At 45.7% G+C, this 14,116-nt stretch carries 14 protein-coding genes; 9 read left to right on the top strand and 5 right to left on the bottom strand.

The window, feature by feature from the left end; translation table 11 throughout:
• Window positions 1-10: 10 nt before the first annotated feature.
• Window positions 11-490 (bottom strand): aminoacyl-tRNA deacylase, encoded by a 480-nt coding sequence (locus R7P35_RS04745; RefSeq protein ID WP_005376501.1) that lies wholly within the window; start codon window positions 488-490, stop codon window positions 11-13.
• A 156-nt stretch (window positions 491-646) separates the two neighbouring features.
• Here R7P35_RS04745 and R7P35_RS04740 point away from each other — a divergent pair, with 156 nt between their 5' ends.
• The 4 genes from R7P35_RS04740 (at window position 647) to R7P35_RS04725 (ending at window position 5,648) form a co-directional block, all read left to right on the top strand.
• Window positions 647-2,188 carry a glutamate synthase-related protein gene (locus R7P35_RS04740; RefSeq protein ID WP_025767832.1) on the top strand — a complete coding sequence of 514 codons (1,542 nt, stop codon included), beginning with the start codon at window positions 647-649 and terminating at the stop codon, window positions 2,186-2,188.
• Window positions 2,189-2,374: 186 nt separating this feature from the next.
• A complete protein-coding gene (katG, locus tag R7P35_RS04735) occupies window positions 2,375-4,549 on the top strand; it encodes a catalase/peroxidase HPI (RefSeq protein ID WP_025767831.1) in 2,175 nt (724 codons plus the stop codon).
• Window positions 4,550-4,723: 174 nt separating this feature from the next.
• Window positions 4,724-5,176: an antitoxin Xre/MbcA/ParS toxin-binding domain-containing protein gene (locus R7P35_RS04730; protein ID WP_005376498.1), complete on the top strand. Its 453-nt coding sequence runs from the start codon at window positions 4,724-4,726 to the stop codon at window positions 5,174-5,176.
• 1 nt (window position 5,177) lies between these two features.
• Complete coding sequence (locus R7P35_RS04725) at window positions 5,178-5,648, top strand: RES family NAD+ phosphorylase (RefSeq protein ID WP_005376497.1); 471 nt, start codon at window positions 5,178-5,180, stop codon at window positions 5,646-5,648.
• Window positions 5,649-5,727: 79 nt separating this feature from the next.
• On the opposite strand, the gene R7P35_RS04720 is transcribed toward R7P35_RS04725, so the two are convergent.
• Complete coding sequence (locus tag R7P35_RS04720) at window positions 5,728-7,578, bottom strand: acyltransferase family protein (protein ID WP_042520745.1); 1,851 nt, start codon at window positions 7,576-7,578, stop codon at window positions 5,728-5,730.
• Window positions 7,579-7,819: 241 nt separating this feature from the next.
• On the opposite strand from R7P35_RS04720, the gene R7P35_RS04715 reads away from it, so the two are divergent.
• Complete coding sequence (locus R7P35_RS04715; RefSeq protein WP_025767829.1) at window positions 7,820-8,095, top strand: nitrogenase-stabilizing/protective protein NifW; 276 nt, start codon at window positions 7,820-7,822, stop codon at window positions 8,093-8,095.
• A 117-nt stretch (window positions 8,096-8,212) separates the two neighbouring features.
• Here R7P35_RS04715 and R7P35_RS04710 read toward each other — a convergent pair whose 3' ends face one another.
• On the bottom strand, window positions 8,213-9,313 hold the full coding sequence (locus tag R7P35_RS04710) for an alkene reductase (protein ID WP_025767828.1): 1,101 nt from the start codon (window positions 9,311-9,313) through the stop codon (window positions 8,213-8,215).
• An 11-nt stretch (window positions 9,314-9,324) separates the two neighbouring features.
• Window positions 9,325-9,711, bottom strand: a complete 387-nt coding sequence (gloA, locus tag R7P35_RS04705) for a lactoylglutathione lyase (RefSeq protein WP_025767827.1) — start codon at window positions 9,709-9,711, stop codon at window positions 9,325-9,327.
• 211 nt (window positions 9,712-9,922) lie between these two features.
• On the opposite strand from gloA, the gene R7P35_RS04700 reads away from it, so the two are divergent.
• Both R7P35_RS04700 and R7P35_RS04695 read left to right on the top strand, forming a co-directional pair.
• The gene (locus tag R7P35_RS04700; protein ID WP_042520747.1) at window positions 9,923-10,351 is read left to right on the top strand and encodes a PaaI family thioesterase; all 429 of its coding nucleotides are present in this window, start codon (window positions 9,923-9,925) and stop codon (window positions 10,349-10,351) included.
• Between the two features lie 26 nt (window positions 10,352-10,377).
• Window positions 10,378-10,767, top strand: coding sequence for a MazG nucleotide pyrophosphohydrolase domain-containing protein (locus R7P35_RS04695; protein ID WP_005376487.1), 390 nt, complete (start codon window positions 10,378-10,380; stop codon window positions 10,765-10,767).
• Between the two features lie 43 nt (window positions 10,768-10,810).
• Here the strand turns inward: R7P35_RS04695 and R7P35_RS04690 are convergent, their stop codons facing one another.
• The gene (locus R7P35_RS04690) at window positions 10,811-11,686 is read right to left on the bottom strand and encodes a universal stress protein (RefSeq protein WP_025767825.1); all 876 of its coding nucleotides are present in this window, start codon (window positions 11,684-11,686) and stop codon (window positions 10,811-10,813) included.
• Between the two features lie 215 nt (window positions 11,687-11,901).
• On the opposite strand from R7P35_RS04690, the gene R7P35_RS04685 reads away from it, so the two are divergent.
• Window positions 11,902-13,245 (top strand): magnesium transporter, encoded by a 1,344-nt coding sequence (locus R7P35_RS04685; protein ID WP_017635328.1) that lies wholly within the window; start codon window positions 11,902-11,904, stop codon window positions 13,243-13,245.
• A 291-nt stretch (window positions 13,246-13,536) separates the two neighbouring features.
• Entirely contained in the window at window positions 13,537-14,079 is a 543-nt protein-coding gene (locus tag R7P35_RS04680; protein ID WP_025767824.1) for an AAA family ATPase, read from the top strand.
• Window positions 14,080-14,116: the final 37 nt, after the last annotated feature.

Genomic DNA, 14,116 nt, shown 5'->3' with positions numbered 1-14,116 from the left:
CTTGGCAAGTTTAATGCAGAACTTCACTGCTGAATCTTAGATATCTACAGTCGTTCATCAGTTCTTTAAACGCCTTTCGGTCCAGCTTAATCAGAGTTTCATGATCGCCAGCTTCAAGGTAGACATGTTCCAAGTTTGCTAATCTTTCATCGCAAACTGTCGACATGTGGTAAGGACTACCAATCGGTGGAATAGCGCCGTGTTCACAATCGGTGAAGAGTCGGTAAACCATACGCTCTTTCACCAAGTGGAAGGTGGCGTTAAACTCGTCGTTTAATCTCGACAAACTGATTTTGTTGTTGGCAGGTAAGACCGCCATCATATGACGCCCTTCATGATCCTCTAGAATCACACCTTTTGCGATATTCATTAAAGGCACACCTGCTGCAACACCACTTTGTAGCGAGCTATGACTGTGGCTGTGATTCACGGTTTGAAAGTGAATGTTATGCTCAGTCAAATATTCATCTAATCGGGTTGCAATCGTCATATAGCCTCCACGTGTATGAGACCCATAAAAAGTATAGGTTAGTCGGGCGACAATCGCGCATTTTACTCGGCGACACTGACGCTCTTTACGCTCCTGTTCTACGCTTATTGCAAGCCAGCGAGAAAGCATGGTTAACAATAATAAATAGGGGGCAACATGAGCAAGCCAATCATCGCTGATAACAAGCCGATCAAAGTAGAGTTGAAAGCTGGGCAAGAATATTACTTCTGCCGATGTGGGCGTTCTAAAAATCAACCTTACTGCGATGGGTCTCATTCGGGAACCGGCTTAAAGCCAATGAGCTTTAGTGCGGAAAAAGACGAAGATGCCTATCTCTGCCAATGTAAGCATACCGCCAATGCTCCTTTTTGTGATGGTACACACAAGCGATTTACCGCAGAGCAAGTCGGTAAAGAGGGACCGGAACAAAAGCGAGAGAAAAGAGACAAACCAACGGCGTCTGCTACTCAAGAAGAGCCAACCCTCGAGTTTATCCACCAATTAGCGAGAGAAGGACTCTCTAAACTCGGTCATCATGGTCCGATGGCTGCAATGGGGGTTCCTAGGCATTTGCTACCACATTGGGATGCTATACAAATCATGGTGGCGCAAATGGCGACACAACCGTTGTTGGAAGACGTTCCTGTGTCTACCGAGTTGATTGTGGGACCAAACGCGCGTAAGCCGCTCAGACTCGCCATTCCTTTGTTGGTGTCGGACATGAGTTTTGGCGCACTTTCTGAAGAGGCGAAAATTGCACTAGCAAAAGGTGCAGAGTTGGCAGGGACTGGGATTTGCTCTGGTGAGGGTGGCATGTTACCGGAAGAGCAAGCCGCCAATTCACGGTATTTCTATGAGCTTGCTAGTGCTCAATTTGGCTACGACGAATCTAAGCTTCTTAATGTTCAGGCGTTTCACTTCAAAGGCGGGCAAGGAGCAAAAACGGGCACGGGTGGTCATCTGCCTGCAAATAAAAATGTAGGTAAGATCTCTCAGGTGAGAGGCATCCCCGAGGGACAACCAGCGATATCACCACCAACGTTCAAAGATCTTCACACTACTCACGATTTCAGAAAGTTTGCTGACAGAGTTCGTGGCATCACAGGCGGTATTCCAATTGGATTTAAACTCAGTGCCAACCATATTGAGCAAGACATTCAGTTTGCGCTTGATGCTGGGGCTGATTACATCATCTTAGACGGTCGCGGTGGTGGCACGGGTGCGGCGCCAACTATGTTCCGTGATCATATTAGTGTGCCCACCATCCCTGCATTAGCTCGTGCACGTAAGTACTTAGATGAAAAAGGTGTAAGTGACAGCGTCACATTAATCATCACTGGTGGGTTGCGAGTTCCTACGGATTTTGTCAAAGCGTTGGCACTTGGAGCAGACGGAGTAGCGATAGCAAACAGTGCGATGCAATCGATCGGTTGTGTCGCGGCTCGCATCTGCAACACCAATAATTGCCCTGCAGGCATTGCGACACAAAATGCCGATTTGAGGCAGCGTCTCGACGTTGAAAAGTCATCCCAGCAACTGAAAAATTTCTTCGAATCCTCGGTCGAGCTCATGAAAGTCATGGCGAGGGCTTGTGGTCATCACGCTCTGAGTGAATTTAGTCATCATGATTTAGCGACCTGGGATCACAACATGGCGAGGCTGTCTGGGATTAAGTATTCAGGTATGGACTTAAACTGATCTCTATCCATATTTTCTGCATATAGGTACATGTTTGATAACAATTATTTATTCGCTGAAATGTTTGAAATTTTGACTTGGCGTTAACTAAAAAAACAGTGTATGAACTACGCTGTTTGAGGTGGATATTCGATTTATTGAATAACAAAGAGTGGTTACCACAACCACGACACGAAGGAGCATTATATGAGCAAAGCAAACGGCGGTTCGGTAGGTAAATGTCCAGTTATGCATGGTGGGCAAACATCTACAGATAAGTCGGTGATGGATTGGTGGCCGAATGCCTTGAACTTAGACATCCTGCATCAACACGACTCCAAAACCAACCCATTTGGTCAGGACTTTAATTACAAAGAAGAACTGAAAAAGCTAGATGTCGAAGCACTTAAAAAAGATTTAAAAGATTTAATGACTGATAGCCAAGAATGGTGGCCTGCCGACTGGGGACACTACGGTGGTTTAATGATCCGAATGGCATGGCATGCAGCGGGCAGTTATCGTATTGCGGATGGCCGTGGCGGTGCTGCTACAGGCAACCAACGCTTTGCTCCTCTCAACTCTTGGCCAGATAACGCCAACCTCGATAAGGCTCGACGCCTTTTATGGCCAATCAAGAAAAAATATGGCAACAAACTAAGTTGGGCAGACCTGATTGTCCTTGCCGGTAACATGGCGTACGAATCCATGGGTTTTAAGACCTTTGGCTTTGCGTTTGGACGAGAGGACATTTGGCACCCAGAAAAAGACACTTACTGGGGTTCTGAGCAAGAATGGTTAGCCACAAGTGACGCTGATAACAGCCGCTACTCTGGTGAGCGAGATTTAGAAAACCCGCTTGCTGCGGTAATGATGGGTCTTATCTATGTGAACCCTGAAGGGGTAGACGGTAACCCAGATCCTCTCAAAACAGCACATGACATGCGAGTGACCTTTGCGCGAATGGCAATGAACGATGAAGAAACCGTCGCGCTCACAGCTGGTGGTCACACGGTGGGTAAGTGTCATGGTAATGGTGATGCCGCAAACCTTGGCCCAGAGCCCGAAGCAGCAGACGTTCATGAGCAAGGTCTTGGCTGGATTAATCACAAAACACGTGGTATTGGTCGTGACACGGTAACGAGTGGCATTGAAGGTGCTTGGACAACACACCCTACACAATGGGACTACGGATACTTCCACCTACTATTTAAGTATGACTGGGAACTGAAAAAGAGCCCAGCAGGTGCATGGCAATGGGAGCCAATCGACATTGAAGAACAAGACAAGCCTGTCGATGTTGAAGACGGTTCTAAGCGCTACAATCCAATCATGACCGACGCCGATATGGCGCTCAAAATGGACCCTGAATATCGTAAGATTGCAGAAAAGTTCCAAAATGACCCTGCGTACTTTGATGACGTTTTTGCTCGTGCCTGGTTTAAGTTGACACACCGCGATCTAGGACCAAAATCATGTTATTTCGGCCCTGATGTGCCAAGCGAAGATCTTATTTGGCAAGACCCAACGCCCGCAGGTAAGACAGACTACGATGTTGATTTAGTAAAAACAAAAATCGAAGCAAGTGGCCTATCCATTAGTGAGTTAGTAAGTACGGCGTGGGATAGTGCGCGTACTTACCGTGGCTCTGACCGCCGAGGCGGTGCAAATGGCGCGAGAATTCGCTTGGCTCCGCAAAAAGATTGGCAAGGGAACGAACCTGAACGTCTAAGTCGTATTCTTGCGGTGCTAGAAAAAATAGCAGCAGAAGAGGGCTGTAGTGTTGCAGACGCTATCGTGCTTGCTGGGAACGTAGGTATTGAACTGGCTGCGCGTGCCGCAGGTCATAATGTTTCCGTACCATTCGCGCCAGGCCGAGGTGATGCCACCCAAGAGATGACGGATGTTGAATCATTCGAAGTTCTTGAACCTGTCGCTGACGGTTTCCGAAATTGGTTGAAGAAAGACTACGCGGTTAAGCCAGAAGAGCTTTTATTAGATCGTGCTCAGCTTATGGGGCTAACGGCGCCAGAAATGACGGTACTTATCGGTGGTATGCGCGTTCTAGGCAGTAACTACGGCGGTGGAAAAGAGGGCGTATTTACTGACCGAGTCGGCACTTTGTCGAATGATTTCTTCGTGAACCTTACTGACATGGCATATACGTGGAAACCAGTGAGTGCTAATCAATATGAAATCCGTGATCGTAAAACCGACGCTGTGAAGTGGACGGCAACCCGTGTGGATCTTGTCTTTGGTTCAAACTCGATCCTGCGTTCGTATGCGGAAGTGTATGCGCAAGATGATAATCAGGAAAAATTCATCCATGACTTCATCGCCGCATGGACGAAAGTCATGAACGCGGATCGTTTTGACTTGCAATAAGTGAAACGATGTTCATCGATAGATGCGTAAACAAAGTTGATGAATAAGTAAGAGAGGCGGGCGAAAAGCTCGCCTTTTTCTTTACCTATCTTTTTACTTTGATTGTTACTTTGATTGAAAATTAAGCTCATTTGAACCATAATAACTGGACCATATGAACCATAGGAGCTTGATATGGCAACTGCAGCATTAAAAAGCTTCAAACCGAAACAACCTCATAAAGCCAATTTCTGGTTTATGTTGGGTATTGAAGACGCTGAAACAGGTCGCACTGATGCGGTTCACAAAGGCTTTGAGCCAAAGGTGTATCGCAATATTGTTGAGCGTGTGAAGCTTTCTCAGAGTGAGTTTCAAAACGTCACATTGATACCTGTCAGCACGGTCAAGCGTCGTCTAAAAAACGATGAACGCTTCAATACGCAAGAAAGTGATGCAATCTATCGATTAGCGATGTTATTGAAACTCGCGACAGAGCTGTTTGACGACGAAGAGCGCGCGTTAAAATGGATGAGAGAGAATGTGTATGGCTTAGGAGGTAAACGTCCACTTGATATGGTCTCGACCACGGTGGATTTTGAAATCGTAAAAGATTTGATCGGCCGTTTAGAGCACGGGGTATTCTCGTAATATGAAGCTCTATCGTCTCACACAAAAGAAATTTGCTGACACGCCATTCAGCCCCGTTGGCGCAAAGTTGTTTGGAGGGCGATGGAACTCAAAAGGAACCGAAGCCCTCTACTTCTCTGAATCGGAATCCCTTTGCTCGTTGGAAGTATTTGTTCACGTAAACAACGATCCTGCTATCACCAAACTTTACGATTTATATCGTATTGAAATGCCAGAATACCTCATCGCCACCTTAGATGAAGAAGATCTCCCTGTGACGTGGCGAGCAATACCGGCGAGCGAGTCTACGCAGTACATTGGTGATCAGTTTCTCAATGATCCTCATCCAGAGTTTGCCGCGCTGCAAGTGCCTTCAACGATTTCACCTCGTGATAAAAACTACGTGGTGAATCCAAATCATCCCAAAATGAAAGAGATCATCAAGAAAGCCGAAAAGCTCGATTTCGCGTTTGATCCGCGCATTTTCAAATAGACGCCTAGCTTTGTCTTGCTTTAAAGCATTCAGCGCTTACCTGAGATAAGCGCTGAAGCATAAAAGTTTATTCCCTTGGTTATTGTCGGTCGTAAGTGAACTGTTGCGCTTCATTTGTACTGTTGTGGTAATGTCCAAGCACCAACTCAGCACCTTTGTAAGATAAATGGCTGTCATCCGTATACATCGCATTGTTTGCTCCAACTCTCATTCGACATACGCCATTTCTGCAAATGGCATCGGTCAAGTCGACAAACTCAACGTGCTCAAATTGCTCAAAGTAGTTCACTAACTTCGCCACGTTTTGAGGGTGATGTTGTTTGGGAGAAAAGTCGCAGGCAGACTCTTCTGTCTCGCCAAACAAACGCGCTTTCCAAAGGCATTCTCCTACCGCAAACGGTGCAGAAGGGGTTGGACCGAAAACGACCACTTCCTTTCCTTTCAGTTCATTCAATAATTTGGTTAATGATGCTTCATAATCGGCTTGTGAAAGCTCTTTATTGAAATTAGAAGAGATAACAACGCGACGAATGGAAGGGGTACTTAGAATTGTATCGACAGCCTCATTGAAGAACTGTCGGCAAGAAATTGAGCCAGCAGCTTCTAGGATGTCGACATAACCGACCGCACAGGAATCTTGAGTAAGTTGCACCACGCCAGTTGGTGTTACTTCGGATAGACGCTTCACGTAAACCATGCTGTGACTATTGCCTAACACAGCGATGGCGGGCTGCGGCGCAGACGAGCACACATCGTTAACGTTGGTGTTGCCGTTGCAATCTAAACCATAACCGTTGTTAACGCGCATGGCCTCGAAAAATGCGCTTCTTTCTGGAAAACCACCGTTTTGATGACCGATAACGCCGAGCGTTAGCAAGGGCAACGTCAACAACACAATAACCGCGGACACAGTGCGCATGCTCATGGCTTTTCGGCTACGGAACGGCTTTTCAATAAAGCGCCAAGTGAAGTAAGACAGTACAAAAAGAGCGATAAAGTAAAGCGGGATATTGACGTCTTGTGTTGTGTCCAACACGTAGCGGTAAAAGACAAATAATGGAATGTGCCACAAGTATAAGCTGTAGCTGATTAAGCCGACGAACACGACCCACTTTAGGCTCAGTAATCTACCGCAGACATTGCCTTTAGAGGCAAACAAAATCACCAACGCGCTACCGATGACTGGCACCAGCAGCGTAATGCCCGCGCCATCTTGCGATTTTTCAAACAAAAGCGCGGAAGCCAATATCAAAACGATGCCAATGGTTGCTAGCGTATCGTTAGATTGAACTTGGACTTTTCTCATCACTAATGCGAGTAATGAACCGGTTGCCAGCTCCCAAGCGCGAGAGAAGATCATGTAAAAAGCGAAATCAGGATCGTTGCTCTCGTAGACAATAGTCATCAAACTCAGCACAAATACCGTGATAAAAAAAGTCAGGTAAAATGCGTTTTTACCACGAGCGAGTAGTATGAGTAGCAAAGGAATGACAATGTAGTACTGTTCTTCAACGCCCAAGCTCCATGTGTGGAACAGCGGGTTCGCTTGATCTTCTAAACCGAAGTAATTGTGGCCTTTTAAATACAGAAGAATGTTGGATGCGGAAAGAATGGAAGACACTGCGAACTGACCAACGTCTTTGTGTGCTTGCGGCAAAAATAGCCACCAAGACATCAAATAGCTTACGGCGATCACCACCAGTAAGAGGGGGAGTATGCGACGAATGCGTCGCTCATAAAAATCACCGAGGCTGAACTTCTGGTTTTCTAAGTCGTTAATCACGATGGTAGTGATCAAATAGCCGCTGATCACAAAAAATACGTCGACGCCAATAAAGCCACCAGCGAATTGCTCAACTCCTGCATGAAACAAAATCACCAACGTGACAGCAATCGCCCTTAATCCGTCTACTTCTGCTCTGTAAGTCATATCGTGTTGCTCCAACATTCCGTTTAATGAAGTAGAGCAAAATCTGAACCAGAAATAATGTTGCTTTAAATCAGCACTTTAAAGTGATTGTCAAAATGAAAATGCTAGGTGGGTTAACGAATTCCCAAATTGAATCTCAATATGGAAAACCCATAAAGAATGCTCTTAAGAAGCGCTAAATCAAAGAACGTAAAGCGCGAGGCACTTAGACTTCATTGAAAATGATTACGCTAAAGAAACGATGACAGAGAATACGATTCAGGAAAAAATTGCCAGCTTTACTTGTATCGAAGAGGCTTTGAATTACTTCGACATCGAGTTTGATAGCCGATTTATCGAAAACAATCGAACCGAGTTGGTTAAGAGGTTTCACGGCTACTTAATCCTCACTAAACCGGATGATTGGTTTTCAGGTCGTCGTGCTTTAAAGAATGCTTACTGTAAAGTACAACGCAGTTTGCTCAGTAAAACGATGCGCTCTGCGTGCCGAGGTTGTACATCTTGTCAAAGACGTTAATTCTGGTGGCTTGCCTAAAAAGAACCCTGCATCTTGGCGTCACAGGGGGAAGAGCAAGGTTCTTTTGGGTTAGCTATTGGTTTGTCGCGAGTTGCGAATCAGCTTTACGTAGATGAATTAACCCGCGTGGTACGCAGGGTAGTCCACTAAGCCTTTTTCACCGCCGCCGAACAATGTGGCAGGGTCATGTTCTGCCAGTGGATAGCCATGCTTGATGCGGCTTGGTAAGTCTGGGTTTGCAACAAACGGACGGCCAAAGCCAATCATGTCAGCTAAACCACTTTCAATCGCGTGTTGCGCCTTTTCTGCGTTGTAACGACCGGCATAGATCAGTGTGCCTTTATACGCCTCACGAACTGCGGTTTTAAAGTCGTGCGGAGTGTCTGGCGCGTCGTCCCAATCTACTTCTGCAATGTGAATGTAAACCACATTGAGTTTATCAAGCAGCGCTGCAGCGGCGGTGTAGGTTTCGACTGGCGTACTATCAACGGTGCCATTTAACGAAGTGAATGGTGCAAGACGAACACCAACACGCTCAGCGCCAATAGCTTGCGTCATCGCTTCTATCACTTCACCAAGAAAACGCAGACGGTTTTCAATAGAGCCACCGTATTCATCGGTGCGGTTATTCGCTTCAGAATCGATAAACTGGTTAACCAAGTAGCCATTCGCTGCATGAAGCTCGATACCATCGAATCCGGCTTCTATCGCGTTTAGTGCGGCTTGGCGGTACTCTTCAATAACGTTCTTGATGTCTTGTTTGGTCATTTCACGTGGCTCAACCACGTCGACAAAGCCCGGTTCGTCTGTGCCGTTATCGACAAATACTTTCACGTTTTCTGCTTTTAGCGCAGAAGAAGAAATAGGTTGCTCACCGCCAATGTTATCAGGGTGAGTCACGCGACCAACGTGCCACAATTGCGCGAAGATAGTGCCGCCATTCTCGTGCACCGCATTAGTTACCCTTTTCCAGCCAGCAATTTGCTCTGGGCTGTAAATGCCTGGTGTCCATGCATAGCCTTGACCCATTGGCGAAATTTGTGTGCCTTCAGCAACGATTAGGCCCGCTTCAGCACGTTGAGCATAGTAGGTCGCCATCATATCGTTAGCGATATTACCTGGTTGAGAAGCACGAGAGCGCGTCATCGGAGGCATAACGATACGGTTTTTTAGTGAGAGAGAGCCAAGTTGAATGGGTTGAAATAATGCGCCTGTCATAGGAAACCTCGTTATTTTTGAGTTTGGATGAGTTCGATTTGGTAACCATCGGGATCTTTAATGAACGCGATGTGAGTTTCTCCGCCTTTCATTGGACCTGGCTCGCGAGTAACGTTGCCACCAAGCGCTTTAATTTTTTCGCAAGCGGCGTAAATATCTTCAGACCCCAGTGCGATGTGTCCGAATGCGTTACCCAAGTCGTAACTGTCGGTATCCCAGTTATAAGTTAGCTCGATGGTCGCGCCATCTGGTTGATCAGGGTTACCAACAAACACCAGTGAGTAACGGTATTCTTGGTTTTCAAAACGATCCAAAACACTCATTCCCAGAACTTTTGTATAAAATTCGATAGATTTGTCTAGGTCAGCTACACGGATCATCGTGTGGAGAAACTTCATAAGTCGCCTTTTCATAACGTTGCGTAATCACTATGCAAACCATATCGCCACTCTAAATAAACTGGAAATTATCGTTAATTATTAAAATGATTATTTAGTGTTATGAAAAGCGAGGTTACTGGCCCTGCAACATGCAAACAAAGATTACTCGCCGTTTCTTTTTAATTGTTGGCATATGCTAATTACTCTTTTGAGAAACCGAGTTACTATCATGTCTACAAACAGCTATTGTCATTACACTCACGAATCTCATCATCAATGTGCGGTTTGTTCTTCAATTAATGTGAATCCGAACTCTTTGGCCGTGAACTACCAATACCTAGCCGATGGCTCTGTTGTCGGAGAGTTTCACGTTTTACCGCGTCATCAAGGTTACACAGACCTGTTGCATGGTGGTATTGCCAGTTCGCTTCTCGATGGTGCAATGACGCATTGTTTGTTATCTAAAGACATTCAAGCCCTTACGGCGCAGTTGGATGTGCGCTACCATGCACCTATTCAGTTAGATGATCGAGTCACGATTACCGCACACTGTGAAGGTGAACGACGCGGTATATATCAACTGGTGGCTCAATTGCGGGTCAATAGCGAAGTTAGAGTGACGGCTAAAGGGAAGTTTATTCGTCCTAAAAAGGCATAAATAAAAACGTGTTCTACGGAGAGGCAATGAAGAAATTTGATGAGCTGTATGCAATTGCGACGAGAAAATCTCAATATGACCAAACCAACACTTGGTTTAAAGGCGTAGAGACTTATCTGGAGGCCATTGGCAAAGAAGTTGATGAAGTCCGCGAAGAGATTCGTGAGGATCGCCTTTGTCATTTGGAAGACGAGTTAGGCGATGTGTTGTGGAACTATCTTAACGTATTAAAAGCGCTGGAAAGAGAAAAGGGCATAGATCCTGAGAAAGTACTCGAAAGAGCCTGCAACAAATACGATCAGCGTGTATCTGCGATTGAGTCGGGACGCAGTTGGGATGAGATAAAACAGCAGCAGAAACAAGCCTTGAACGCAGAGCACGAAGCCGCGCAGTTAGAAGATGTAAAGAGCCAATAACTGCGCTTGGTATTGAAAGGGTTGGTTAATAGGGAATACCTAGTCAGCCCTTGGAACTGTTGACCAACAGTAGGTCACAAGGTGGTTGATCAAGTAACGTGTCTACAGTGCTGCCAGACCAAAATTGAGATGACATGCTTCGTTTACATGCCCCCATAATCAAAATCGCTGCTTGTGATTGCTTAACTGCTTTTGGTAACGCCGTTTCAGGGTTTCCTTCCGGTAATAGTAATGGAACTCGCGTTAACTTTTGCGCACTAATAAAATCTGTAATGCCTGCTTTTTGATTGCTTAATATCTCTGCACGATAGCGAGAGAGGTATGGCGCGACGTATCGGCAGTAAACGAGCGTCATTTTCCCGCTTAAGGTTTGTTCTAATTTTGAGCCTCGCGAGACGATGGCTTTATCTACTATCGACTTTTCATCCCCTCGATGAAGTGGGTCGATTGCACAAAGCATGTTGGCGTGAGAAGGCCATGAACGCTCACTCAGTAGCAACAAGTCGCAATCTTGTTGTGCCAGTTCTGTGAGCATCGTTTGAATCTCGTGTTTGTTAAAGTGTCCCACGAGCAGTAAGTCAGTGTGGTCAACAAGTCGTTTCGCAACTTGCTCAACCCAATGGCTCCCTTTGAAATGCTCGTAAGAGAGCGTTGGTGTTTCAAGCTCTTCTTCTTCACAAAGTTCGACAATTAATGCGTTGAACTTTAAGGTCCAAGCTTCAAACTCAGCTTGTCTTTTTTCTATATGGTCAGAGTTGAAACTGAGAAAATGAGCGAATGCGTGATCTTCACTTCGGCGATGGTCTTCCACTAAAACTACAATAGGCTGAGCCAGCGCTGTCGAAAATTGAATCACTTTACGAAGCACCTTACGACTTGGTAAGGCGGCCTGCTGAGTCAGAAAAAATACAGGTGCCATTGATTACTCCATTATCAAACAAGGCGAATGAGCCTGACACACATTCAAGTCTATACCATGAACTGATGCAGAGGCGTTTTGTTTCTGCGAGCGAAATATAAATTCCGCAATTAAGTCAACTATCGCCTAGAATTTTAACATCAAGAATTCATGCCTTCGGATAGCACATATCGTCAATGCGGCGAATGTGGTAGTGAAAGCTATAGGTAAAAGTAATGATAGATTCCAACCAATTGCAAATTAACCGCAAAGTGCCACATTTGCTTGCTGAGATCATTAAAGCGATAGAATCGACCGAAGACTTGAGCTTTTTGAAAGACTATCAAGAAGCACAGATTGCGAACATTTTGGAATCGGTCAACATTGCTTACCGTAAGCGTGTCATAGAAGCAGTGCCGCCTGAGAAGTATTGGACGGTATTAAATTTGCTCCGATACGACACCGCCAAGCACATTCATCAATCACTCAATAAAGACTTACAACATGAACGCTTGGCGTACATAACGGATTCAGAACTGATCATCTTTGCGGACTTTCTACCGACCGAATTTGTAGATGAATACCTTATTGATCAAAGTGAAGAGTCTGTCGCGCATATCCAACAAGCATTGTCGTATGAAGACAACAAAGTTGGACGTTATGCCGAGCCTCACTTTCTGGTCGCAAACCCTAAAAACAGCGTAGGAGGCATCAAAACCGAGCTGCTAAAACGTGGGCAAAGTCCAGTGCGGTTGATTATTGTGCGTGATGCAAGTGGTGTGATTGGTACGATAGAGCCGCAAACCCTGTTGCTGCACGAAAATCATATCAAACTTACCGACTTGACCGTAGTTACGCCAATTCTAGAAGATATTCAAACGATTCAAAGCGTCAGCAAACAAGTCTCGATTGATGGTGGAGCACATTGGTTTCCTATCATGGCTGGTGGCAAAATTATGGGCGTCTTGTCGATGGCGACCATCGCGATTACCTTGCGTGAACTCAGCCTACAAGCTGTAGTGGCAGAAAACGTACGAAGCGAAGAAGATTTGTTTACACCATTAAGCGTGGCGACAAGGCTAAGAGCACTTTGGTTGGTGATTAACTTGCTGACCGCTTTCGTAGCCTCCGCCATCATTGGGCTTTTTGATAATGTGGTCGAGCAAGTCGTTGCGCTTGCGATCTTAATGCCTGTCGTGGCGAGCATGGGCGGCATCGCGGGTAGCCAAACCTTAGCGGTGGCCATTCGAGGTATCGCACTAAACCACTTGCACCAAAGTAACTTGAAGCTATTGGTGAATAAGGAATTAAAAATCGCCACCATTAATGGTTTAATTATGGGATTGGTGATCGCGGGTGTCGTTTACATGGTGTTTGACTCTTTGCCATTGGCGCTTATTATTTGCTGTGCCATTTTCCTCAATAGTTTGGCGGCCGCGGCATCGGGTACGTTGATACCATTCACGTTGAAGAAGTTTAACATTGACCCCGCCGTGGCTGGCTCGGTAGTATTGACGACCGTTACCGATGTCGTCGGTTTCTTTGCGTTCTTAGGCTTAGGTGCCATTTTCTTGATATAGATATCCAATTGACGCGTTAACCAGCAGAACCAATCGCACCATTTCCCAACCCAGTATTTTGGGCGAGCTTGCTTCGCTCAGCATTCCTCCGTTTTCCATAACCGATGAACACGTCGTTTCGGTTCTTACTTTGTAAATCTCTTCACTGCTCAGTTCTATTCCCCAAATTTCCCACTACCGATCCTCGCTTAACGTTAGCGTGCCAAATTCCAATTTCAAACGCCAGATGATGCCCATTTTCTTGGCTGTACACGCATTACTTCACTCAAACAAAAAAATAAGGAAAAGATTTTGAACAAACTCATTGTATTCACTGGTGGTCCCGGTGCAGGAAAAACCTCGGTTATCGAACAACTAAAAACACAAGGCTTTATCTGCGCGCCAGAAACCGGCCGTCAAATAATACAAACGCAGGTTGCCAATCACGGTTCAGCATTACCTTGGAATGACAAACAAGCTTTTCGAGACGAAATGATGAAGGCAGAAGTGAGCAATTACCGAGCTTTCAATGCCCACCAAGGGGACGTGTTTTTTGATCGCAGTATTGTGGACGTATATGGCTACAGCAAGTTGGAACAACTGCCAATCTCGCATGAGCTCATCACGCATTGCCAGACGCTTCGTTATCATCCTCAAGTATTCATTTTTCCACCGTGGGCATCGATATTCAGTAACGATGAAGAGCGAAAACAAGATTTTTCTGAAGCGGTCGCCACGTATCAACAGATGGTCGATGCATACCACAAGTTCGGTTATCAATTGATCGAAGTGCTCAAAATGTCAGTCGAAGACAGAGTAGCGTTTATTCTCGGCTCAGTCATCGAACAAGGCTGAAAGATGATTGATGCAAACAAATGCGTAAGGCGATTGT

This window comes from Vibrio sp. Vb0304, assembly GCF_033338995.1.
Taxonomy (GTDB): Bacteria; Pseudomonadota; Gammaproteobacteria; order Enterobacterales; family Vibrionaceae; genus Vibrio; species Vibrio alginolyticus.
The sequence above is the reverse complement of the archived record's forward strand: the minus strand, read 5'-3'. Positions and strand labels throughout refer to the sequence as shown.